A 23,500-nucleotide genomic window follows, 5' to 3' on the forward strand; every position below is an offset into this window, starting at 1 on the left:
CCGTCGGCGGGGGGCGGCCGTCGGGCCCCGGCCACCGTGTGATCCCCGTTGCCCGTACGGCAGTAGGGTGACGCCCGTGGCACCACGACCCTTGCATGAAATCGTCGAACCGGGCTGGGCGAAGGCCCTGGAACCGGTGGCCGGACGGATCGCCGAGATGGGCGACTTCCTGCGCGCGGAGATCGCCGCGGGACGCACCTACCTCCCCGCCGGGCCGAACGTCCTACGGGCCTTCCAGCAGCCCTTCGACGAAGTCCGCGTCCTGATCGTCGGACAGGACCCCTACCCGACACCGGGTCACGCGGTGGGCCTGTCGTTCTCGGTCGCGCCGGACGTGCGGCCGCTGCCCGGCAGCCTGATCAACATCTACCGGGAGCTCACCGGCGACCTGGGCCTGCCCCAGCCGTCCAGCGGAGATCTGACGCCCTGGACGCGGCAGGGCGTGCTGCTGCTCAACAGGGCGCTGACCACGGCCCCGCGCAAGCCGGGCGCGCACCGCGGCAAGGGCTGGGAGGAGGTCACCGAACAGGCGATACGGGCGCTGGCGGCGCGCGGCAAGCCGCTGGTGTCCATCCTGTGGGGCCGTGACGCCCGCAACCTGCGCCCGCTGCTGGGCGATCTGCCCTCGGTGGAGTCGGCGCACCCGTCCCCCATGTCGGCGGACCGCGGCTTCTTCGGCTCGCGACCCTTCAGCCGGGCCAACGACCTGTTGATCCGTCAGGGCGGTCAGCCCGTGGACTGGCGCCTGCCGTGACCGCCCCCGCCGGCCCGGAGCCCTCCCCCGGCGTCCTCGCCGTGGACTCGGGCGGCTCCGGACTGCGGGCCGTCCTCGGCACCGCCGGGCGGGGCCCGTCGGCCCGCCGCTCCTCCCGGGTGCCCGTGCGCACCGGCGAGCGAGGGGTCGACCCGGGCCATCTGATGGAGCAACTGACGCCGATGGTCAGGGCGTTGACGGCCGAGACCGGCATCGGCCGTCCCGTCGCCGCGGTCGTCGGCGCCGCCGGGTTCAGCAGCCTGGGAGAGGCGCTGCGCGCCGAACTCCCGGCCGCCCTGGCACGCGCGTTCGGGGTCCGCTCGATCGCTCTCGCCGCCGACGCCGTCACCGCCTACACCGGCGCCCTCGGGTCCCGGCCGGGCGTCGTGGTCGCCGCCGGCACCGGTCTCGTCGCGGTCGGCACGGACCTGAGCGCCTGGCGCCGGGCGGACGGCTGGGGCCACCTGCTGGGCGACTGCGGCGGCGGCGCCTGGATCGGACGGGCCGGACTGGAGGCGGCCCTGCGCGCCCACGACGGCCGGCCGGGCGGCTCCTTCCCCCTCCTCACCCGCGCCGAGGAGCGGTTCGGGCCGATGCCCGGCCTGCCCGGCCGCCTCTACCCACGTCCCGACCGTCCGGCCGTCCTCGCCTCCTTCGCGCCCCAGGTCGCCGCCTGCGCGCAGGACGACCCGGTCGCCGCCGGCATCCTGCGGGCGGCGGCCCGCCACATGGCCGACTCGGCCGCCGCCGTCTGCCCGGCCGGCGGGGAGCCCCGAGTCGCCCTCACCGGAGGCCTGTCCCGGCTGGGAGACCCCCTCCTCGTGCCCTGGGAGGAGGAGCTGGCGCGGCGGCTGCCGCACGCGCGACGGGTCGCGGCCGCCGGCGATCCGCTGGACGGCGCGTTCCGCATCGCCCTCGAGCTGGCGGCGGACACGCTCGCCCTGCCGGGCGACGAGACGATGCTGCACGTGGTGAAGGGCACCTCGTGACCCATCAGGCGGATCGCTCCTTTCACGGTCAAGTCGACCGGAAAACACGCTGATCACTTCTGATCCGTACGTAACTCATCAGACAAAAGCGGACGGATACCGCTCACCTGCACCCTCCCCGAACAGGGGAGCCCAAGAAGCCAGTAACATGCGGCGCCATGAGCTCCCCCACTGGGCCCGCGTCCGGCCTGCCTGTACGAATGCCGCGCCCCCGCCAGCCCGGGCGGCACCGCCGACCCGAGCCCCTGGCGGCTCCCGAGGGCGCGCCCGCGCTCGTCCTCGCGGTGCCGGGCACGCCGAGTGCCGCCACCCGCGGCATCGCCGAGGAGATCGTGAGCATCGCCCGCTCCGAGCTCCCCGGCCTCGACGCGCGCATCGGGTACCTCGACGGGGACGACACCGAGCACCCGACCCTCCAGTCCGTGCTGGCGTACGCCGCCGAGGAGCGCACCACGCGCTATGAGCAGGCCCGCGCCGCCGGGATGGACGTCAAGGAGCCCGACGGCCCCGTCGGGGTCGTCGTGCCGCTGCTGGCCGGCCCGGACAGCGCGCTGCTGCGCCAGGTCCGCCAGGCCCTCATGGACAGCCGCGTCGCCGCCGAGCTGACCGACGTCCTGGGCCCGCACCCGCTGCTCGCGGAGGCGCTGCACGTGCGCCTGTCCGAGGCGGGTCTGGCCCGCGCGGACCGCGCCCGCCTGTTCACGGTGGCCACGGCCGCGGACGGCATCATCCTGGCCTCCGTGGGCGGCGAGGAGGCCGTGCAGGCCGCCGGCATCACCGGCATGCTGCTCGCCGCGCGGCTCGCCGTGCCGGTCATGGCCGCGGCGCTCGACCAGGAGGGTTCCATCGCCTCCGTCGCCGAGCAGCTGCGCTCCTCCGGCTCCCAGCAGCTGGCGCTGGCGCCGTACCTCATCGGTCCGGAGATCGACGCCTCGCTGATCGAGGAGGCGGCCAAGGAGGCGGACTGCGCCGCGGCCGAGGCCCTCGGCGCGTACCCGGCCATCGGCAAGCTCGCCCTGGCCAAGTACACGACGGCCCTCGGCATCGTCCCGCCGCAGCCGCAGGGGGCGCCGGTCCGGTGACGGCCGGTCCGGCCGGCCGTACGCGTACGAGCCCGCGGCACGACGAAAGGGCCCGCTCCGCCGAGGAGCGGGCCCTTCGTCGTGCCCGGCGGGGAACGGGCCCTTCGCCGTGCGCGCCGGGTGGGGTGTACCGGCCGGCCCTCACCGGGGGGCCGGCCGGGGGCCCCTCAGCCGAGCACCACGCAGGACGCCGCCGCCACGTCGAGGGAGCCGGCCCTGCGGGGCAGGCCGGTGGACGGATCGAGGGCGAACCAGGTGACGTCACCGGAGCGCTCGTTCGCGACGTACAGGAAGCCGCCGGACACCGCGAGCGCCCGGGGCCAGCGCCCCCCGCAGGGCACCGTGGCGGTCAGCCGCAGCGCCTCTCCCCCGCCCTCGACGGCGTACACGGACAGCACGTCCTCGCCGCGGGTGGCCGTCCACACGAACCGGCCGTCGGGCGAGACGACGATGCCCGACGGGTAGGCGTCCCCGTCGGGCGCGCCCGGCAGCACCGGGACCTCCGCCAGCGGCTTCAGCGCGCCGTCGGGTGCGTCCCAGCGGCAGACGGTGACGGACGGGGTGAGCTCGTTGACGACGTAGGCGTGCGAGCCGCCCGGGTGGAAGGCCAGGTGACGGGGGCCGGAGCCGGGGCGCAGGGCGCACTCCCGGTGCAGGACGGGGCTGCCGTCGCGCAGGTCGCACACCCGCACCGAGTCCGTTCCGAGGTCCACGCTCACCACCCAGCGGCCACTGGGGTCGGGCCCCACGTGATGGGCGTGCGGTCCCTGCTGGCGGGGCGCGTGCGGTCCGGATCCGCTGTGCCACAGGACGCCCGAGGCGGCCGGGGCCAGGGTGCCGTCGGCCCGGACGGGGACGGCGGTGATGCTTCCGGACCCGTAGTTGGCGGTCAGGACGTGGCCGTCGAAGACGCTGAGGTGGGTGGGACCGCTGCCGTCGACCGGCACCGGCGCCCCCAAGGGCTCCGGCACGTCCCCCGCCAGGCCGTACGCCGCCACCGCGCCCTCGGCGGTCTCGCTCACCGCGTACAGGGCCTCCCCCGTCGGCGACAGGGCCAGGTACGACGGATCCGGGACGCCGTTCAGGCTGCTCAGGAAGGTCAGCCGGCCGTCGGCCGGATCCACCGCCGCCGCCACGATCCCGGGGCCCCCGGCCGCCGTGAACGACCCGATGAACGCCCGCTTGCGCCGTCTGCCGACGTCTGCCACCGCTGTCCCCTCTCGCGTCGCCGCTGTCCGGGGTGACGGTAGCAGTCGGCCGCACGCGGTCTAGACCAAAAGAGGTACCGGTGCCGGCCCGTCACGGCAGGTCCGCACGGGTCGGCCGGCGCCGGGACGCCGGGGCACGGCGGCGCCGGTCCGGGCGTGGCGCGGGCCGTCACGACGCAGGAGGCGGGCTGCCGCGCCCCGAGAGCCCCGTCGGCCTCGGCGCCACGCGAACCGCACGGCGCTCCCCGCCCTCTCAGGCGCCCACCAGCGGTGACCCGGACGGCGCCCGCAACGGCTGCGCCAGTTCCGCCAGCGCGCGCTCCAGCCCGTGCAGGTGGTTCAGGGCGGGCTCGACGACGGACTGCGGACGCTCGCCGTGGGCCGCCGGGCCCGCGGCGCGCACGGCCGGCCGCGTCCCGCCCTCCGTCAGCGCCTCCACCGCTTCCTGCACGCGCCAGCAGGCGGCGGCCAGCCGGGCGTCGTGCGAGGCCTCGGGGTCGGCGGCGACGGCGACCAGGCCGCGGATCTCGCGGGCGCAGTCGTCGAGCAGGGCGAGGACCCGGCGGGCCCGCCGCTTGCGTCCGAGCGCGGGGTTCAGCGGGTGCACGAGCGGGGCGACGGAGAGCCGGACCCGGCCGAGGAGCTGCTCGAGTTCGGCGACGCGGGCGGCGGGATCGGCGGCCGGGTCCCCCGCGAGGCGTGCCGCCGCCTGCGCGGTGCAGGCGTGGACGCAGCGCAGCGCACGCTGGATCCAGGCGTCGGTGACGGTGTGGGTGGTGACGGGCAGCACGAACAGCACCGCCAGGACGGCTCCGAGCGCCCCCACGCCGGTCTCCGCGACCCGCAGCGCCAGCAGCCCGGGGTCGAGGACGCCGAGGAGCCCGTAGAGCAGCTCGGCGAGCAGGGTGACCCAGAGCATCATCCAGGTGTACGAGACCGCGGCCGTGTAGAAGATGCCGAAGACGCAGACGGCGACGAGCGCGGCCGTGGGCAGGCCGGCGCCGTGCACGGGGACGGCGACGAGCAGGCCGAGTCCGACGCCGAGGACCGTGCCGAGGACCCGGCGGAAGCCGCGCACCAGGGTCTCGCCGCGCGAGGTGGTGTTGACGAAGACCCACCAGGTGGCGCCGACGGCCCAGTACCAGCGCTGCCCCGACACCAGCTGGCCCACGACGAGCGCGAAGCCCGCGCCGGCCGTGGCCTGGACCGCCTGGCGGGTGGTGGCGCGGGCGAGACCGCGGCCGCCCGGCGGGGCGGGCACCGGGGCCGGGGGCAGCCGGCGCTCGTAGCACCAGGCGCCGAAGCGGACCGCCGCCGCGCTCGACACGGACAGCACGACGGCCGCGCCCAGCTCGGGCAGCTGTCCCCCGGTCGCGTGCAGGAACTGCGCGACGAAGAACATCATGAACGCGAAGACGCCCAGGCTGTGGCCGCGCGGACCCCAGCGGCGCGCGTACACGCCCGCGCCGACGACGGCGAGGAAGGCCAGGTCGCGGGCGACGGGACGGTCGTGCAGGACGGCCGCGGCCGCGAGCACGGGCAGGCCGGCGACGGGCAGCAGCGCGGTGGTGACCGCCTGGCCGCGCACGGTGGCGTCGGCGACGGTGAACAGGGCGAGCAGCGCGGCGAGTCCCCCGGTGACGACACCGGTCAGGGAGTGTCCGGCGAGGCCGCAGACCACGACGGCCGCCCCGATGCCGAGGACGGCCCGCGCGGCGAACCGCAGCCGCGTCCGCCCCGGGTCCGCGGCCGTGAACACCCTCTTCAGCACTGATTCCCGCCCCTCTGCGCGCACCGGCATGAAAAAGGCGCCGCGGAGTCCGCAGCGCCATCGATGCGACTATGACAGCATCCGGACGGACACTGGTTCAACAGGTGCGGAAAAACCTGGGCCAATGGTCCAGTCGGAGCCGGACTCGCGCCGCCACCCGGCGGCCAACGGACCACTCATGTCCGGGTGGGGCGCCGCTCGGCGGCCGCGCGCAGGGTTTCCAGCACGTCGGCGTCCGACACCTGCTCGAAGTCCTCGTACCAGAGTCCGACGGCCATGAACGCCGCCGGCTGGTGCAGACAGACCACGTCGTCGGCCTCCGGACGCAGCAGGTCCACCGCCTCCGGCGAACCGACCGGCACGGCCAGCACGACCCGGCGGGGCGCCAGGTTCCGTACCGCGCGCAGCGCGGCACGGGCCGTGCCGCCGGTCGCCAGGCCGTCGTCGACCACGATCGCGGTCCGTCCGCGCAGCTCGGGCGCGGGACGGTCCTGCCGGTAGAGCCGCTCGCGGCGGCGCAGTTCCCTGCGCTCCCGCTCGACGACGGGGGTGAGCTCGCTCTCCCGCAGGCCGAGCCTGTCGAGGGCGTCCTCGTCGAAGAGCGCGTCGTGGTCGCCGGCGATCGCGCCGACGCCGAGTTCCTGCTGGAACGGGGCGCCGATCTTGCGCACGACGAGCACGTCGAGCGGGGCGTCGAGCACCCGGGCGACCTCGTCGGCGACGGTGACGCCGCCGCGGGGCAGGGCGAGGACGACGGGGTCGGGCAGGACGCCGTCCTCCTGCTGGGTCCGCAGCACGTCGGCCAGTTTCCGCCCGGCCTGCCTGCGATCACGGAACTGCATGGCGGCTGCCGCTCCTTCCTCATCATGTCCTCGCCCCGCCGTCCGCGCCGGCCTCCGGGCCGCGGTGCGCCGGACGGGCGCTGCGGGTCGTCTCTCCTCGGTGCGCGGGTGGCGGGCGGCGGACCGTCCGGCGGTCACCGCCCACACCTTCTTCTCCGGTTCACCGGCTTTCCTTCGCCGTCGGCCGGTTTCGCCTCATGGGCGCCTTGGGACCCGGGTACCCGTATCGGCGAAGGGGACCTGGGTGATGAGCATGGTCGGCGACACCGACGACGACAGGCAGGCACGGCGACTGGGCTCGAGCGGACACCGGACGGTGCCGCACGACGCCGACATCCGGATCGACGCGTGGGGGACGAGCCGCGAGCGCTGTCTGGTGGAGGCGGCGCTCGGGATGGTGGAGTGCTTCGCCGACGTCACGGCGGTGCGGCCCACCGCCGTCGAACGGCTCCAGCTCTCCGAGGGCACCGACGACGACCTGCTGGCCGCGCTGCTGGACGAGGTCCTCCACCGGCTGGAGGCGTACGGCCAGGTGCCCGTCGACATGGAGGCGGAGATCACGGACGACGGGATGGCGGTGCGGCTGGCGGTCGCCGGGCTGGCGGACGTGGGGATCGTCGGCGCCGTGCCCGAGACGGTCGCGTGGCACGAGCTGCGCATCGGGCCGGACCCGTACGGCTGGTCGTGCGCGGTGACCGTCGACGTGTGACCCACCGGGCAGGGCCCCGGCGGCCACCGCACGGCGGGCGGCGCCGGGCCGGCGCGGAACGGCGGAGGGTTACCGTGGGGGCATGGGTGGCGGCGCGGTGACGCTGTTCCTGTGCGGCGACGTGATGCTCGGGCGCGGCGTCGACCAGGTCCTCGCGCGTCCCGGCAGTCCGGAACTGCGGGAGGACCACGTCGAGGACGCCCGGGTCTACGTCCGGCTGGCGGAGTCGGTCCACGGGCCCGTGCCCGCCCCCGTGGACCCGGGGTGGCCGTGGGGCGAGGCCCTGCGGTGGCTGGAGGAGTCCGCCCCGGACGTGCGGATCGTGAACCTGGAGACGGCCGTGACGCGCGGCCGCGCCTTCGCGCCCGACAAGGTGATCCACTACCGGATGCACCCGGACAACCTGCCGGCCCTCACGGTGGCCCGTCCCGACGTGTGCGTCCTGGCCAACAACCACGTGCTCGACTTCGGCCGTCCCGGCCTGGAGGAGACGCTCGACCGCCTGAGCCGCGCGGGTCTGCGGGCGGCGGGGGCGGGACGGAGCCGTGCCGAGGCGTACGCGCCCGTCGCGGTGCCCGTCGCCGCCGGCGGACGGGTGCTGGTGTTCGCCCTCGGGGCGCGGTCCTCCGGGATACCGCCCGGATGGGCGGCCACCCGGGGCACGCCCGGCGTCGCCTACCTCCCCGAGCTGTCGGCGGACACGGCCGCCGCGGTGGTCCGCCACGTGCGGCGGGCGAGGCTCCCGGGCGACGTCGCGGTCGTGTCCGTGCACTGGGGCTCGAACTGGGGGCACCACGTCCCCCGCGAGCAGATCCGCTTCGCCCGTCTCCTGGTCGACGGCGGTGTCGACCTCGTCCACGGCCACTCCTCGCACCATCCCCGCCGCCTCGAGGTGTACCGCGGCCGGCTCGTCCTGTACGGCTGCGGCGACTTCGTCGACGACTACGAGGGCATCTCGGGGTACGAGGAGTTCCGCGACGACCTCCGGATCGCGTACCTGGTCACACTGGAGGCGGGCACGGGCCGGCTGACCGCGCTGCGCATGCTGCCGCTGCGGGCCCGGCGCCTGCGGCTCGATCCGGCGCCGGAGGCGGACCGCGCCTGGCTGCGCGCGCTGCTCGAGCGGGTCAGCGACGGCGTCCGCCTCGCCCCGGCCGCGGACGGCACGCTCGCCCTGGTGCACCCCGCCGCCGCGCACCGGACCGGGGGCGGCCCGTGACCGGCCGCGCCGCCCGGCCGGCGGGCGACTGAGCCATTGGTACAGTCGGCGGCGATCACTCGCGGACGCGGGCACACCACCAGGGCAGGAGGCCGGGCACCATGGCCGTGGACGAGCTCGACACCCGCATCCTGCGGCTGCTGCTCGAGCAGCCCCGCACCAGCGTGCGCGAGTACGCCCGCATCCTGGGCATCGCCCGCGGCACCCTCCAGGCCCGTCTCGACCGGCTGGAGCGCGACGGCGTGATCACCGGCACGGGACCGTCCCTGTCGCCCGCCGCGCTCGGGCATCCGGTGCTGGCGTTCGTGCACATCGAGGTCACGCAGGGCCACCTCGACGACGTGGGGGACGCGCTGGCCGCCGTACCGGAGATCGTCGAGGCGTTCTCGATCACCGGCGGCGGCGATCTGCTCACCCGGGTGGTGGCGCGGGACAACGCCCACCTGGAGGACGTGATCCAGAAGCTGATCAGCCTTCCCGGCGTGGTCCGCACCCGCACGGAGGTCGCCCTGCGCGAGCGCGTGCCGTACCGGCTGCTGCCGCTGGTGGAGTCGATCGGGCGGGCGGCCGCCGGGCGGTGACCGCCCGCGCCCCCGGCCGCCCCCGAAGACGCCCGACTCCCGGCCGATCACGTCCGCACCGTTGACGCCCTCCCGCACCTCTCTCTACCGTCTGCTCGACCATCCGCACATTGTCCGTGATATCGAACATGAGTGGACCCGGAGGAGCAGCACATGGCACCGCCCCTCAGCAGACGGACCCTTCTCCAGAGCGCGGTCCTCGCGGCCGCCGTCCCCGGGATCGGCGGCGGAGCGGCCGCCGCGGCCTCGGCCGCGACGCTTCCGCCACCGCCCGCCTGGACCCTCCAGCCCTTCCCGCTCGACACCGTGGCACTCGGCCCCGGCGTCTTCGCCGACAAGCGCCGGCTGATGCTGGACCACGCGCGCGGCTACGACGTGAACCGGCTGCTCCAGGTCTTCCGCGCCAACGCCGGCCTGTCCACGCGGGGCGCGGTCGCCCCCGGCGGCTGGGAGGGGCTCGACGGCGAGGCCAACGGCAACCTGCGCGGCCACTACACCGGCCACTTCCTGACGATGCTGGCCCAGGCCTGTGCGAGCACCGGCGAGCAGGTGTTCGCGGACCGGATCCGGACCGTGGTCGGCGCGCTGACCGAGGTGCGCGAGGCGCTGCGCCGCGATCCGGCCGTGCTGAGCGTCGAGGGCAGGTTCGGCACCGCCGTGGAGAACGTCCGCGGCTCCCACCAGTACGTCGACCTGCCCGCGGGGGTCCTCGGCGGCGCCTCGGAGATCACGCTGGCCGCCTGGGTGAAGCCCACCCACGACGGCGCCTGGGCCCGCGTGCTCGACTGCGGCGACGACACGACCCGCTACCTGTACCTGACGACCCGCAACGCGAGCGGGGTGCCCCGGTTCGCCGTCACGACCGGCGGCCCGGGCGCCGAGCAGGGCCTGAACGGCACCGCCGCGCTGCCCCTGGACCGGTGGAGCCACCTCGCGGTCACCCTCGGCGGAGGCACCGGGACGCTGTACGTCGACGGCACGGCCGTCGCGCGGAACACGGCGATGTCCCTCACCCCGGCCGCCCTCGGCACCCTCGCCCACCACTGGCTCGGCCGCTCCTCCTTCGCCTCCGACCCCGTCCTCGCGGGCGCCCTCGGCGGATTCGACGTCTGGTCGCGCGTCCTGGACGCCGACGAGATCACCGGACTGCAGAGCACCCGCGGCCACGGCGACCTCGCGTCGTACGCCCTCGACGAGACCACGGGCTCCGCCTTCGCCGACGCCTCCGGGCGCGGCCTCACCGCCACCCTGCGCCGCACCTGGGGCGGTCCCGGCCACCCCGGTTTCCTCGCGGCCTACCCGGAGACCCAGTTCATCCTGCTGGAGTCGATGACCGGCAGCGACTACACCCGGGTGTGGGCGCCCTACTACACCGCCCACAAGATCCTGCGGGGCCTGCTGGACGCGTACCTCGCCACCGACGACGCCCGCGCCCTCGACCTGGCCTCGGGGATGGGCGACTGGATGCACTCCCGGCTGTCGAAACTGCCCGGGGCCACGCTCCAGCGCATGTGGGGGCTGTTCTCCAGCGGTGAGTTCGGCGGCGTCGTCGAGGCGGTCTGCGACCTGCACGCGCTCACCGGCAAGCCCGAACACCTCGCGCTGGCCGGGTTGTTCGACCTCGACCGGCTCATCGACGCGTGCGCGGCGGGCACCGACGTCCTGGACGGCCTCCACGCCAACCAGCACATCCCGATCTTCACCGGGTACGTCCGGCTGTACGACGCGACGGGCGAGGAGCGCTACCTCACCGCCGCGAAGAACTTCTGGGACATGGTCGTACCGCACCGCATGTACGGCATCGGCGGCACCAGCACGGGCGAGTTCTGGAAGGCGCGGGACGTCATCGCGGGGACGATCGGCGCCACGACCGCCGAGACCTGCTGCGCGTACAACCTGCTGAAGCTCAGCCGGATGCTGTTCCTCCACGAGCAGGACCCGAAGTACATGGACTACTACGAGCGGGCCCTGCTCAACCAGGTCCTCGGCTCCAAACAGGACACCCCGGACGCGGAGAAGCCGCTGGTCACGTACTTCATCGGGCTCACCCCGGGCCATGTGCGCGACTACACGCCCAAGCAGGGCACCACCTGCTGCGAGGGCACCGGCATGGAGAGCGCCACCAAGTACCAGGACTCGGTGTACTTCAAGGCCGCCGACGGCGGCGCGCTCTACGTCAACCTGTACAGCCCGTCCACGCTGACCTGGGCCGAGAAGGGCGTCACCGTCACGCAGAGCACCGACTTCCCGCGCGAGCAGGGCACCACGCTCACCGTCCGCGGCCGCACCGCGTCCTTCGCGCTGCGGCTGCGCGTGCCGTCCTGGGCGACGGCCGGGTTCCGGGTCACGGTCAACGGCCGCGAGGCCGGCGGCACCCCGAGACCCGGCAGCTACTTCACGCTGTCCCGGACCTGGCGCGACGGCGACACGGTCCGCGTCACGGCCCCGTTCCGGCTGCGGGTCGAGAAGGCCCCGGACGACCCGTCGTTGCAGACCCTCTTCCACGGCCCGGTCAACCTCGTCGCCCGCGATCCGTCGACGAGCTACCTGGAGGTCGGCCTCTACCGCAACGCGGCCCTCTCCGGCGACCTGCTGCCCTCCCTCACGCCGGTGAGCGGGAAACCGCTGCACCACACGCTGGACGGCATCGAGTTCGCCCCCTTCTTCGAGGGCACCGAGGACCCGACCCACGCGTACGTGCGGCGGGCGGAGCCCCGGGTGGTGTTCGGGAACAGCGACTCCGGCGTGGCCAACCCCGCGAGGGCGGACGGCACCACCCTGCTCGACGAGGTGTGGGCGGCCGCGCCGTTCGGCGGGAAGGGCGCGCTGGTGGCGCGGGTGCGGAGCGTGGTGGACGCCTGGGTGGCCGGCGGGCTGCTGGGGCGGGCCGACGGCGACACGGTGGTGAGCACGGCGCGCGGGGCGAAGTTCGTGCCGTGAGTCCGGTACCGATCCGCAGCGCTACGACCGGCGGCGCGGCTTGCCGCCGGTGCCGCGCCGGCCGCCGCCCTTGGCGCCGCCGGCGCGGCCCCGCGTCCCGCCGCCGGCCGCGGCCTTGCGTGGGGTGCCGCCGCCGGCCGCGGCCTTGCGCGGAGCGCCGTCGGTCCGCGGTGTGCGGCGCTCGCCCTTCCGCTCGCCGCCGCGCTCGCTCGTCTTCTCCGCCGGCGGCTGCCGGCGGCCGCGCGTGCTGTTGACCGTGCGGCCGCGGACGATGCCGATGAGGTCCTCGACCAGGTCGGTGGTGGCGTCCTCGGGCCACGCCAGGGCCACTCCCGACCGGGGGGCGTCCACGAGCGTGCGGTAGGTGAGGTCGCGGCGGTGGTGCAGCCGGGCCAGCGACTGGGGCACGACCAGGACGCCGATGTCCGCCGCGACCAGCTCGACGGCGTCGGCCGTGGTGGCGGGGCGCTCGAAGGCGGCCTCGCCCGGCGGCCGGTCCCAGCCGAGGACGTCGTCGAGGGGGTGCAGGACCACCTCGTCCGCGAGGTCGTCGAGGGTGATCTCGTCGGCGGTGGTGATCACGTGGTCCTTGGGCACCACGACGACGGTCGTCTCGGTGTAGAGGGGGATCGCGCTGAACACCGTGCGGTCGACCGGCAGCCGTACGAACGCCGCGTCGGCGGTGCCGTCGCGCAGGACGCCGGCGGCCTCGTCGGCCGTCACCTGGAGCAGGGTGAGGGGGACGTCCGGCAGGCGCTCCTGCCAGATCCGCACCCACTTGGCGGGCGTCACTCCGGGGACGTACGCGAGCCGGAACGAGGGGGAATCCGCCGAGTCGGTCATCCCGCCAGGTTACCGGCTGTGGTCGGAGGTCTCTCCGGCGGCCGATAGTCTGGACGGCATGAAGTCGCACCAGAGCGCCCAGACGATGAAGCCCGCGACCGCGGCGAAGAAGCTGGGTGTGTACCTCCCCGCCACCCCCGCCGAGTTCCGGGAGGGCGTCGTCTCGCGCGCCGAGCTGAACGAGCTCCAGGCGAACCCGCCGAAGTGGCTGCGCGCGCTGCGGGAGAGCGGTCCGCACCCCCGTCCGGTGGTCGCGGCGAAGCTGGGCGTGTCGATCTCGGGCCTGACCCGCGGCGGCGTCACCGAGGCGCTGACCACCGAGCAGATCGAGGCCCTCAAGGACGCCCGGCCCGAGTGGCTGGTGAAGGAGCGCGCCACCCAGGCCGAGGTCCGCCGCGAGACGGCCCGCATCAAGAAGCGCGACGCCGAGCGGGCCGAGCGCACGGAGTCCTGACGGGCCTCACGCGCGGCGCGGCGCGAGGATGCTGAGGGCGTTGGCCAGCACGACGGCGGTGACGGCCGCCCAGTCGACCGGGCCGAGGCCCTGCCCGAGCCCGACCCAGCCGACCAGCGCCGCGAGCACCGGGTTGACGCTCATGAACAGCCCGAACGCGGCCGGGGGCACGTGCCGCAGCGTGAACAGGTCGGCGAGGTACGGCACGGCCGAGGACAGCACGCCGGCGACGACGGCGTAGCCGAGGGCCGCCGCGGTCGGCGGCCGGTGCAGCGCCAGGACGACACCGACCGGCAGGAACACCAGCGCGGAGACGGCGGCCGCCGCGGCGGCCCCCTGCGCGCCCGGGACGCGCCGCCCCACCGTCCGGTTGAGCAGGATGTACGACGCCCAGCAGACCGCGGCCAGCAGCCCCAGTCCCAGCCCGAGGTGGTCGGTGGAGGGCCGGGGACGCATCAGCGTCACCGCGCCCGCCGCGGCGATCACCGCGCAGCAGGCGTCGACGCGGCGGCGCGCGGAGGCCAGGGCCAGGGCCAGCGGGCCGAGGAACTCCAACGTCACCGCGAGCCCGAGACCGATCCGGTCGATCGCGGTGTAGAGGGAGAGGTTCATCGTCCCGAACACCAGGGCCAGCAGCAGCACCGGCCCCCACTGGCGCCGGGTGAACGAGAGCGGGCGGGGGCGGGCGACGGCCAGCAGGACGAACGCCGCGACGTACTGGCGCACCGCCACCACCCCGGCCGGGCCGAGCACGGGGAAGGCGAGGGAGCCGATGGCGGCGCCGGTCTGGTTGGACAGACCGCTGCCGACCATGGTGGCCACACCGCCCAGGCGCCGGCGATCCGGCCGGGCGGCGGACGGCGTCACGGGCACGGGCGGGACGGACGTCGGGGGGACCTCTGCGGGCGATGATGCGGCGGGCATGCCCGGGATGGTGCCTCCGCGCGGCTGTTGCGCAAAATGCATGAGCCGCCGGATCCATACGCTGAAGTCATGGATGACGGGACGACGGCCGGGACCGGCGTGGAGCTGCGGCAGCTGCGCTGTCTCGTGGCGATCCTCGACGAGGGCGGCTTCACCGATGCGGCGGCCGTCCTGGGCGTCTCCCAGGCAGCCGTCTCCCGCACGCTCGCCTCCCTCGAACGCGCCCTGGGCGCGCGGCTGTTGCGGCGCACCTCACGGGTCGTGACGCCGACGGCGACCGGACTGCGCGTGGCGGCGCACGCGCGGCGGGTGCTCGGCGAGGTGGACGCGCTGGTACGGGAGGCCACCTCGGGCCGCACCCGGCTGCGGATCGGCTACGCCTGGTCGGCGCTCGGCCGCCACACCCTGGCCTTCCAGCGCCGGTGGGCGGAGCAGCACGCCGGCACGGATCTCCAGCTGGTGCGCGCCAACTCCGCGAGTGCCGGGCTGGCGGAGGGCGTCTGCGACATGGCGGTGGTGCGCAGGGCGCTGGACGACCGGCGGTTCGACTCCGCCCTCGTGGGCCTGGAGCGGCGCCTGTGCGGCCTGGCCGCCGACGATCCGCTGGCCCGGCGCCGTTCGGTGCGGCTCGCCGACCTCAGCGGCCGGACCCTGCTGATCGACCGGCGCACCGGCACCACCACGCCCGAGCTGTGGCCGCCCGACGTCCGGCCGGCCACGGAGGAGATCCACGACGTCGACGACTGGCTCACCGTGATCGCCACCGGCCGCGGTGTCGGCATGACCGCCGAGGCGACCGCCGACCAGTACCCGCGGCCCGGGATCGTCTACCGGCCCGTCCGCGACGCCGAGCCGGTCGCCGTGCGCCTGATGTGGTGGCGCGACGACCCCCACCCGGCGACCCAGGCGGTGAGGGAGCTGCTCACCGCGCTGTACCGTGCGCAGTGAGCTCCCGGGAATCGCTCGGGGGCCGTCGGGGTGACTACGATCTGGTCAAGTTCACCGACGTGGGTGTTTCGAGGTTGCTGGGGGTCGGGATGGTTGCTGGTCGTGTGGTGCGCTTCGACAGCCAGCGCGGTTACGGGTTCATCGCGCCCGACGACGGCGGGGAGGACGTCTTCCTGCACGTCAACGACATGCTGATGCCCGAGTCGCAGGTGCGGCGCGGTGTCGTCGTGGAGTTCGAGATCGAGGACGGCGAACGCGGTCCCAAGGCGTCCGGGGTGCGGCTCGCGCGGGGCGCGGACGGCAAGCCGCTGGCGGCCGACGACGACGTCCTGTGCGACGTGCTCAGCACGGAGGAGTTCACCCGGGACGTCACCGAGGTCCTGCTGACGGCGGCGCCCTCGCTGACCGCGGAGCAGATCCTCCAGGTCCGCGGCACGCTGGCGCAGTTCGCGAAGAACCACGGCTGGGTCGAGGGCTGACCCGGCCGGGCACACCGTGTCCTCCGGGGGCGGCGCCGGCCCGGCCGTGCGCCGGTTCTCGTTCCGTACGACGGACGGGGACGAGGCGCGCGCGACGGTCGGCGCCACGTACTACGCCACCGCCATCGACCTGCTCGACCCCGCCGTGGAGCCCGACGCCCCGGCGGTGACGGTCCCGGCCGCCGACGACGCCCCGGGATTCGTCGGTGCGGGGAGGCGCGCGTGCTGTCCGCGCCCGGGTCCCCTCCCCGTGTTCCGGGTACGGACAGCCCCGTGTCACGGTGGACGGACCACCTCGTGTGCCGGATGACGGACTCCCCGTGTGCCGGATGACGGACTCCCCGTGTGCCGAAGGCCGGGCTCCCCGTGTGCCGAAGGCCGGACAACCTCGTGTCACGGTGGACGGACAGCTCCGTTCGCCGAAGGCCGGGACGGCTCCCCGGTGGCGCGAACGCCTCCTCCCGCGGTCGGCTGCCGGACCGCACGCCGTGGTCCCGCGCACGGCCTGTGACCTGCGCACGCTTCGGCCCGACCCGGGGTCACCGCCCGCCGGGCGGGCGCCCGGAGTCCGTTGTCAGTGGCCTGTTCTAGAGTTCCCGTCACTTGATCACAGCGGGTGCGGGAGGCACGCATGGGGTGGGTGTCGGCCGGCGACTACGAGGTCGCCCTCGACGACGGCAGGGTGGTGTGCCGCAACGCGGCGGGACGGCGGCTGAAGTCCGTACCGCCCAAGATCGCCGACGATCCGGCCGTGGTGGGCCTGCGTCAGCTCGTCGAGTGGCTGGAGCGGCACGAGCGCCGGTGCCTGGCCGACGTGGAGCGGTGGATGGTGCGCTCGCTGCCGGTGCCGTTCGCGGTCCTCGCGCGGGTGTGGCCCGACCCGGCCTGGCAGTCCGCCCTGCGGGACCTCGTCGTCACCGGCGCCGACGGCGAGGTGGCCGGGTTCCTGCGGGACGCCGACCCCGAACGCGGCCTCGGCCTGGTCGACCTCGACGGCGACACCGTCCGTGTCACGACGGACCTCGTCCGCCTGCCGCACCCGGTGCTCCTGGCCGACCTGGAGGAGCTGCGGGAGTTCGCCGTCGAGCTCGGTGTGGAGCAGCGCGCCCAGCAGCTCTTCCGCGAGGTGTGGCGGCGGCCCGCCGCGCTCGACGCGTCGGCCGGCTCGGTCGAGGAGTACGCGGGCGGGGTCTTCAAGCAGCTGCGGTTCCTGCTCGGCCGGGCCGCCCAGCTCGGCTACCGCGTGCGCGGCGGACACGCGGTGTGCTCCGTGCTGGAGGACGGCCGCGGCGTCGAGGCCCGCGTGTGGGTCGGCGACTACGACGGCTACGAGGAGACGGAGACCGGCCCGCTGGTGTTCACCGACACCGCCGGCCGGGCGCTGAAGCTCGGTCAGGTCGGGCCGGTGGCCTGGTCGGAGGGCATGCGCATGGCGGCCGCGCTGTACGCCGGACGCGACATCGAGGACGAGGAGCAGGCGGCATGACCCCGTACGACGCGACCACCGCGGGCGCGCTGCTCGACGCCGGCGCCGTCCTGCCCCCGGGCACCACGGACCGCGAGGACGCCGACGTCCTCACCGTCCGCACGTACACCCACCCCGCGCTGGGCGACCGGCGGGTCGTGCGGCTCGTGCCGGGCACGCTCGGGGAGGCCGAGGACCTCGCCCTGGACTTCCTGGGGCTGGCCCGGGAGCCGGAGGCGCCCGAGGTCGGCCAGGTGCGCCGGGAGACACTCGGCTTCCCCGCCTGGGCGCTGGTCAACGACCCGGCGAACGGGCACCACGCGCTGGCCCTGGTCAAGGACGTCGAGCGGCTCGCCCGGCAGGCCAAGTCCCGCCCGGGCGCCGCGAAGGAGGGCTTCGAGGCGCTGGGAGCGCGGCTCGGCCGGGCCGTGCCGCACTTCCTGCCCACCTTCTACGAGCAGGCCGCCCGCGTCTTCCTCCAGCACGAGAACACCACCTACGCCGCCGCGTTCTTCGGCAAGGCCCGCGAGGCCGAGCGGGTGCACGCGCTGGAGGTGGACGAGGAGCGGCAGCGGGCCGTGTTCCTGGAGTTCGCGTTCGCCGGGGCGCTCACCGTCAAGGCGCTCAAGGAGCACGTGAGGGACCTCGGGGCGCGGCTGAGTCCGGCCGAGGCCTGGGCGCAGTTCCGGCAGCTGACCGTGGAGCGCTGCGCGGCGGGCATGCCGCCGTACGCCTCGCTGCCGCAGGACGCGCGCGGGCTGATCAAGGCCGCGAGGCTGGACCGGGGCACCGAGGAGTGCGCCCTGGTCGCCGACCTGCTCGCCTCGCCGGCCGCGGTCCGCGCCCCGGCGTCGTTCTGGAACTCCTACCGGGCGACGCTCGCCGTCCTCGCCGGGGAGCGGCCGGAGGTGCGGGTCCGGCTGCTGGAGATCATGCCGGCCGGGCTGGGCCGGTCCGTCGAGGACGACGAGTTCTGGCTGGCGCTGCTGACCGAGTGCGGCGCCGACCGGCTCCTCACCGGTGAGGCGGCCGACGCCGAGGTCGACGCGGCGGACTGGCTGACCCGCTGGGCCCTGCACCGCAAGCACGGCGGGCAGGTGAGCACCCGTTCCGCGGGCACCCTCGCGCTCGTGGAGCGGATGGCTCCCCGGCTGCGGGCGCAGGGCCGCCCGGTCGACCTGGTCTCCGGCCGCTGGCACCCCGGCGCCGAACTCGACCTGCTGGACCTGTGCGTGGCGCTGGACGTACCGCTGACGCTGCCCGGCCCCGACCAGGTCGTGTACCTCTGCATCGACCGCTGGCTGCGCGAGACCCGGCCCGGGCGGCGCGACCTGGCGGCCCTCGGCGCGGACCCCCGGTGCCGGCGACTGCTGTACGCCGGGATCGGCACCCTGAGCGCGTCCCGCCCCGGGACCGAGGTGCTGGAGGGGCTGGCCGCCCATCCGGTCCTCGGTGAGGTGCTGCGCGAGTGGCTGGAGGAAGCGGCCGGCGAGCTGTCCACCGCGGCCGGGCTGCCCCCGGCGCGCGCCGCGCTGGAGCGGCTGCGGCCCTTCCGACCGGTGGCCGCGCGGGTCGCCCCCGCGGCCGTCGCCGAGGTCGCCGCCCACGAGGCCGCGCCGCTGCTCGGCCACACCCTGCGCGCCGGCGTCCCGGACGAACTGGGCTGGCCCGCGCTCGACGAGGTGATGCGCCGCATCGACGCCGAGACCGCCCCCGGCCGTGACCGCGACAACCCGCTGACCGTCACCGAGGCCTGGCCCGCGCTGATCGTCTCCCGGGCGCACAAGGTGTTCGTGGTCGGACCGGACGGCGTCCTGCTGGAGCACGACCTGCGGCTGCCGGTCCGGCCGGACCGCTGGCAGCGGCCGTCGTTCCGCTTCACCGACGGCGAGCTGCTGGTGATGTGGCGGCAGGACGGCAAGCAGTTCGGCTACTGGTCCGCCCGCCCGGACGAGGTCTTCACGCTGGGCGGCGAACAGATCCCCCAGTACTGGTACGGCAGCGGCGACGCGGGCGACCCGTCGATCCCGCTGCCCGGCGGCGGCCGCGCCACCGGCGGGCGCACCCTGCACACCGGCGACACCGTCCTGCCGCCGCGCCGCCGCGTCCTCGGCGACGGCACCTCGTACTGGCGCCAGGGCCGGCAGGGCCGGCAGCACGTGTGGCTCGAGTACGACCCGGCGACCGGCGCGCACGGACGCGCCTCACTGCCCGCGTTCCTGCGGTCCGGCATCCGGGAGGACACGACCCTGCTCCCGCACCACTGCGAGGTGCTGCCGCTCCAGCCCGGCCTGGAGCACAGCCCGTTCGGCACGGACGGCACGGTCCTCGGCCGCTGGGTGCGCACCGAGGGCGAGGGCGCGGAGGCCCGCAGCGTCGCCGGGACCCCGGACGGCCGCACCGTCGTCCTGCCGGCGGTCGACGGACGGGTGCCGGGCGTCCCGCTGGGCGCGCTGCGGCTGCCCGGGGGCGCCGAACCCGTGGCCGTCCGGGTGCACCGGCAGATCGCCCTGTACGCGGCGGACGACACCTCCGCCGCCGGGGAGCTGGGCCGGGTGACGCCGATGGAGCGGGGCGGCGAGTTCGCGGCCGGCACGCGGTTCGTCCCGCCGGCCGACTTCTGGCACGCGCTGCGACCGCGTGACGAGGCGGCGTCGGCCGTCCTGCGCGCGCTGACCGACGAGACCGCGGCCGAGGTGCTGCGCGCCGGGGCCGAGGCCCTGGCGGACCGGCAGGCGAAGATCGTGGCCGCGGGGAGGACCGACGGCACGCCGGCGGCCGGGGCCGTCGTGCCGAGCGCCGACGAGGTGATCCGGGAGGTCGTGTCCCGTCATCTGCCCGCCGTCGGCGACGAGCGGCTGCTGACCGGTGTCGCCGCGCTCGTCCGCGCGGTGCTGCGGCTGGCGGAGTCGACCGCCGCGTTCGTGGCCCCGCCGGCCGAGCGGCCGCAGGCCGACCTCCGGCGCACGGAGGGCATGTTCGCCGACTACAAGCCCGAGCACGGCGACGACCAGACGCTGCGTGAGGCCATCGCGGGATTCGGGGACGCCGGCTCCGGCTGGTACGGGGGCAGCGGGCGCTGGAGCGTGCTGCGGCAGATCCGCGCCGTCAACCACGTGCTGACGGGACAGCCCGCCGACGGCAGACCGCTGGAGCGGCGGTCCCGTGACACGGGCGCCGCCGAGGGCTGGCGCAGCGACGAGTTCACGGTCCCCGGGGTCACCTCGGTCTGGCCGTCCGTCCTGGACGCGCTGCGGCCGCTGGCCTACCGCGCCGCGTCGCCGACGGTGACCGCGGCGCACCGCGAGGCGCTGCTCCTGCTGTTCGAGGCGGTCGCCGAAGGGCCGCTGGCCGCGCCCGGGAGCACGCTGCGGGAGGTCGTGCTGAGCGAGCCGTTCGACCGGAACGGCAGGCCGGAGCGGATCGGCCAGGTACTGCGCCGCGAGGGCCGCACGGTCGTCGTCCTCAACTGCCGGCGCATCGACAGCGACCGTCTGCGCGTGCACTGGCTCGCCCTGGACCACGATCCGGCCGGGACCTTCGGTGCGGTCGCCCACTTCGCCCTGGAGGAGGAGACGGCGCACCCGGCGGTGTTCCCCGCCGAGGCGCTGACCGGTCTCACCGAGCGGGTCCGGGACAAGGGCGCGGCTCCCTGGCAGCCGGAGGCGCCCGCCGCCCTCACCGCCGCCACCGGCGGAGGTCTGGGGCCCGTGCAGGCCGCCCTGCTGCTCGCCGGCCGGCCGGAGCAGCTCACCGCCGAGGTGATCGCGGCCACCGGACTGAAGCCGCGCCAGAAGGACCTCGGCGACAGCCTGCTGCGCTCGATCACGGCGGCCGACCTGGCGGCGCTCGTCGGCGCGCTGCTGCCCGCGGACACCGGCGAGCTGTGGACGGCCGGCCCGGACACGGCGGCCGCCGGACGGGTGTGGGCCGAGCGGCTCGCCGGAGTCGTCCGGCTGCCCGAGGACCTCGCCGCGGAGCCGTCCCTCGGCGGCCTGCCGACCGGCTCCGTCGAGGAGGTCCTCAACCCGGGGCGCACCCCCTGGATCAGCCGCACCACGGTCCAGCGGCCCGACAAGGACGGCAACCTGGTCGCGCAGGACCCGAAGGCGCTGCCGGGGCGGTACGACCTGACGCGCGCCGTGGCCGCCCTGGCCGGGCTCGCCTACGCGCTGCCGTACGGGCACGCGCTGCGCGGCCTGCTGCCGGAGAGCCTCGCCGCGCTGCGCCGCCGGGTCGCCGACCCGGGACTGCTGGTCGACCTCGACATCGACTGGACGGAGAAGGGCTCCTCGTCCGCGGCCGAGCTGCGCAAGGCGTTCGGGATGCCCGCCACCGGCGGTGCCGGTCCGGACGGTCTGACGCGCCTGGGCGAGGCACTGGTGCTGCGGCCCTGGTACGGCGACCAGGAAGCCGTCCTGGTCCGCCCGGCCGGGCTCGAGGGCCCCGACGACCCGCTGTTCGGGCTGGTCGAGGGACTCGTCGGAGCAGGGCGCGGCCATGGCATGCGGGCCCTGCGGACGGTCCTCGGCGAGGAACTCGCCCGCGCGCTCGCCGCCGGCACCGATCCCGCGGGGCTCACCGGACACGCCCAGGACCCCACCGTGAGCGTGCCCTCGCTGGTCACCGAGGTCGCGGAGCGGCACGGTCTGGGCGAGGACGCGGCGGCGCTCTACCTGCAGCTGCTCGCCCTGCCCGACCCCACGGACCGCAACTGCGCCCGCTGGACCGGCTGGAGGCCCGCCCGCATGAAGAAGGCCCGCGCCGAGCTCGCGGCGACCGGCCTGGTCGTGGAGGCCAAGCGGCCGCGCGCCGGGCGCACCCTCTTCCTGCCGTGCGGCTGGCTCGACCTGAAGTCGCCCGCCCTGCCCGTGGAGATCTGGAAGCAGGGCCTCTACCCGGTCCGCGACCACGTCCGGGCGGCGCCGCGGGTGCCGGTGCCGGAGCTGTTCGCGCGCGCGTGGGACCGGGTCCGCGCCGGTGACGCCCCGGCCTACGAGGAGCTCACCACCCGGGCCACCCGCAAGGGCCGCCGCCGATGACCACCGTCCCGCCGCACCTGGGAGAACACGCGCCGATGACCACCACCGTCCCCGCCGCCCCGGCCCCGTCCCCCGGCCCGGGCCGCCAGATCGTGCCGCCCGAGGACCGGTACGCCGACGAGCTGGCCTTCCTCGCCGCGTACGACGACGGACCGCGCCCGCCCGCCTGGCGGCTCACCCCGCGCGCGGTCGTCACGTTCGTCATGGGCAGCGACGGCCGGCCGCTGAAGCTGCCCGACGGCGCCGTGGTGCCCGACGGGGTGCCGCGCCGTATGACGGTCGAGGGCAAGTTCGTCGGCGACCGGGCGCTGGTCGAGCGGTGTGTGGTGACCCTCGCGGGCGAGCGCGGTCTGCTGCTCGTCGGCGAGCCCGGCACCGCCAAGTCCATGCTGTCGGAGCTGCTGTCGGCCGCGGTGTGCGGCACCAGCGGTCTGGTCGTGCAGGGCACCGCGGGCACGACCGAGGACCAGCTCAAGTACGGCTGGAACTACGCCCTGCTGCTGGCGCAGGGCCCCAGCCGGCAGGCGCTCGTGCCCTCGCCGGTGCTGACCGCCATGCGCCGGGGCGCCGTCGCCCGGGTCGAGGAGGTCACGCGCTGTCTGCCCGAGGTGCAGGACTCGCTGGTGTCGTTGCTCTCGGAGCGGCGCATCGCCGTGCCCGAGCTGGCGGGCACCGAGGACGCCCTCGCCCACGCCGCGCCCGGTTTCACCCTCATCGCCACGGCCAACCTGCGGGACAAGGGCGTCTCCGAGATGTCCGCGGCCCTCAAGCGCCGCTTCAACTTCGAGACGGTGGGCCCGATCCCGGACCTCGACGCGGAGACCGCGCTGGTGCGCGGCCAGGCCCGGGCGTCGGTGGAGCGGGCCGGGGCGCCGTTCCAGGTGGACGACGCCGTGCTGGAGGCCCTGGTCACCGCCTTCCGGGATCTGCGCGAGGGGCGGTCCGCGGAGGGCTGGGAGGTGGAGCGGCCGTCCACGGTGATGAGCACCGCGGAGGCCGTGTCCGTGGCGGGCGCGCTGGCTCTCGCGGCGGCGTACTTCCCGGGGGACCGTGACGTGCTCGGCCTGCTGCCGGGGCACCTGCTGGGCGTGGTCCGCAAGGACGACCCCGCCGACGCGGCCCGTCTGCGCGGCTACTGGGACGGCCCGGTGCGCCGCCGCGCCGAACAGGGGTCGGCCACCTGGCGCACCCTGTGGGACCTGCGTACGGTCCTGGAGGGCTGACGGCCGTGTCCCTCTCCCCCCGCTCCG

General features: G+C 75.7%; 18 protein-coding genes. 13 read left to right on the plus strand and 5 right to left on the minus strand.

Translation table 11 applies throughout. From position 1 onward, the window contains the following. The first annotated feature begins 76 nt into the window (after positions 1-76). From ACH4F6_RS31870 to ACH4F6_RS31880, 3 genes are all read left to right on the plus strand, one after another. Entirely contained in the window at positions 77-754 is a 678-nt protein-coding gene (locus ACH4F6_RS31870) for a uracil-DNA glycosylase (protein ID WP_397963842.1), read from the plus strand. Then, on the plus strand, positions 751-1,743 hold the full coding sequence (locus tag ACH4F6_RS31875) for an N-acetylglucosamine kinase (RefSeq protein WP_397963843.1): 993 nt from the start codon (positions 751-753) through the stop codon (positions 1,741-1,743). Before ACH4F6_RS31870 ends, ACH4F6_RS31875 begins: the two co-directional genes overlap by 4 nt. Before the next feature lie 158 nt (positions 1,744-1,901). Next, a complete protein-coding gene (locus ACH4F6_RS31880) occupies positions 1,902-2,825 on the plus strand; it encodes a sirohydrochlorin chelatase (protein WP_397963844.1) in 924 nt (307 codons plus the stop codon). Positions 2,826-2,992: 167 nt separating this feature from the next. On the opposite strand, the gene ACH4F6_RS31885 is transcribed toward ACH4F6_RS31880, so the two are convergent. The 3 genes from ACH4F6_RS31885 to ACH4F6_RS31895 all read right to left on the minus strand — a co-directional run bounded on the left by ACH4F6_RS31885 (position 2,993) and on the right by ACH4F6_RS31895 (position 6,646). Continuing rightward, positions 2,993-4,033, minus strand: a complete 1,041-nt coding sequence (locus ACH4F6_RS31885; protein ID WP_397963845.1) for a lactonase family protein — start codon at positions 4,031-4,033, stop codon at positions 2,993-2,995. A gap of 253 nt (positions 4,034-4,286) precedes the next feature. Next, on the minus strand, positions 4,287-5,804 hold the full coding sequence (locus ACH4F6_RS31890; protein ID WP_397963846.1) for an FUSC family protein: 1,518 nt from the start codon (positions 5,802-5,804) through the stop codon (positions 4,287-4,289). Between the two features lie 176 nt (positions 5,805-5,980). After that, positions 5,981-6,646 carry a phosphoribosyltransferase gene (locus ACH4F6_RS31895; protein WP_397963847.1) on the minus strand — a complete coding sequence of 222 codons (666 nt, stop codon included), beginning with the start codon at positions 6,644-6,646 and terminating at the stop codon, positions 5,981-5,983. Between the two features lie 253 nt (positions 6,647-6,899). Between ACH4F6_RS31895 and ACH4F6_RS31900 the strand changes: the two genes are divergently transcribed. From ACH4F6_RS31900 to ACH4F6_RS31915, 4 genes are all read left to right on the plus strand, one after another. After that, positions 6,900-7,355, plus strand: coding sequence for an archease (locus ACH4F6_RS31900; RefSeq protein WP_397963910.1), 456 nt, complete (start codon positions 6,900-6,902; stop codon positions 7,353-7,355). Between the two features lie 82 nt (positions 7,356-7,437). Further along, the gene (locus tag ACH4F6_RS31905; protein ID WP_397963848.1) at positions 7,438-8,574 is read left to right on the plus strand and encodes a CapA family protein; all 1,137 of its coding nucleotides are present in this window, start codon (positions 7,438-7,440) and stop codon (positions 8,572-8,574) included. A 101-nt stretch (positions 8,575-8,675) separates the two neighbouring features. After that, a complete protein-coding gene (locus ACH4F6_RS31910; RefSeq protein ID WP_397963849.1) occupies positions 8,676-9,155 on the plus strand; it encodes an Lrp/AsnC family transcriptional regulator in 480 nt (159 codons plus the stop codon). A gap of 153 nt (positions 9,156-9,308) precedes the next feature. Continuing rightward, positions 9,309-12,095, plus strand: a complete 2,787-nt coding sequence (locus tag ACH4F6_RS31915) for a beta-L-arabinofuranosidase domain-containing protein (protein WP_397963850.1) — start codon at positions 9,309-9,311, stop codon at positions 12,093-12,095. Between the two features lie 21 nt (positions 12,096-12,116). Here ACH4F6_RS31915 and ACH4F6_RS31920 read toward each other — a convergent pair whose 3' ends face one another. Continuing rightward, positions 12,117-12,938 (minus strand): LysR family substrate-binding domain-containing protein, encoded by an 822-nt coding sequence (locus ACH4F6_RS31920; RefSeq protein ID WP_397963851.1) that lies wholly within the window; start codon positions 12,936-12,938, stop codon positions 12,117-12,119. A gap of 58 nt (positions 12,939-12,996) precedes the next feature. On the opposite strand from ACH4F6_RS31920, the gene ACH4F6_RS31925 reads away from it, so the two are divergent. Then, on the plus strand, positions 12,997-13,392 hold the full coding sequence (locus ACH4F6_RS31925) for a DUF5997 family protein (protein WP_397963852.1): 396 nt from the start codon (positions 12,997-12,999) through the stop codon (positions 13,390-13,392). Positions 13,393-13,398: 6 nt separating this feature from the next. On the opposite strand, the gene ACH4F6_RS31930 is transcribed toward ACH4F6_RS31925, so the two are convergent. Further along, positions 13,399-14,316 carry an EamA family transporter gene (locus ACH4F6_RS31930; RefSeq protein ID WP_397963853.1) on the minus strand — a complete coding sequence of 306 codons (918 nt, stop codon included), beginning with the start codon at positions 14,314-14,316 and terminating at the stop codon, positions 13,399-13,401. Between the two features lie 69 nt (positions 14,317-14,385). Here ACH4F6_RS31930 and ACH4F6_RS31935 point away from each other — a divergent pair, with 69 nt between their 5' ends. The 5 genes from ACH4F6_RS31935 to ACH4F6_RS31955 all read left to right on the plus strand — a co-directional run bounded on the left by ACH4F6_RS31935 (position 14,386) and on the right by ACH4F6_RS31955 (position 23,473). Further along, a complete protein-coding gene (locus ACH4F6_RS31935) occupies positions 14,386-15,264 on the plus strand; it encodes a LysR family transcriptional regulator (protein WP_397963854.1) in 879 nt (292 codons plus the stop codon). Positions 15,265-15,353: 89 nt separating this feature from the next. Beyond that, positions 15,354-15,743 carry a cold-shock protein gene (locus ACH4F6_RS31940; protein ID WP_397963855.1) on the plus strand — a complete coding sequence of 130 codons (390 nt, stop codon included), beginning with the start codon at positions 15,354-15,356 and terminating at the stop codon, positions 15,741-15,743. 631 nt (positions 15,744-16,374) lie between these two features. Beyond that, positions 16,375-17,229 (plus strand): DUF4132 domain-containing protein, encoded by an 855-nt coding sequence (locus ACH4F6_RS31945; RefSeq protein WP_397963856.1) that lies wholly within the window; start codon positions 16,375-16,377, stop codon positions 17,227-17,229. Then, positions 17,226-22,250 carry a hypothetical protein gene (locus tag ACH4F6_RS31950; protein WP_397963857.1) on the plus strand — a complete coding sequence of 1,675 codons (5,025 nt, stop codon included), beginning with the start codon at positions 17,226-17,228 and terminating at the stop codon, positions 22,248-22,250. The genes ACH4F6_RS31945 and ACH4F6_RS31950 overlap by 4 nt, the downstream gene beginning before the upstream one ends. 35 nt (positions 22,251-22,285) lie before the next feature. Beyond that, on the plus strand, positions 22,286-23,473 hold the full coding sequence (locus ACH4F6_RS31955) for an AAA family ATPase (RefSeq protein ID WP_397963911.1): 1,188 nt from the start codon (positions 22,286-22,288) through the stop codon (positions 23,471-23,473). The last annotated feature ends 27 nt before the right edge of the window (positions 23,474-23,500 follow it).

The organism is Streptomyces sp. NPDC017936 (assembly GCF_044328485.1).
Taxonomy (GTDB): domain Bacteria; phylum Actinomycetota; class Actinomycetes; order Streptomycetales; family Streptomycetaceae; genus Streptomyces.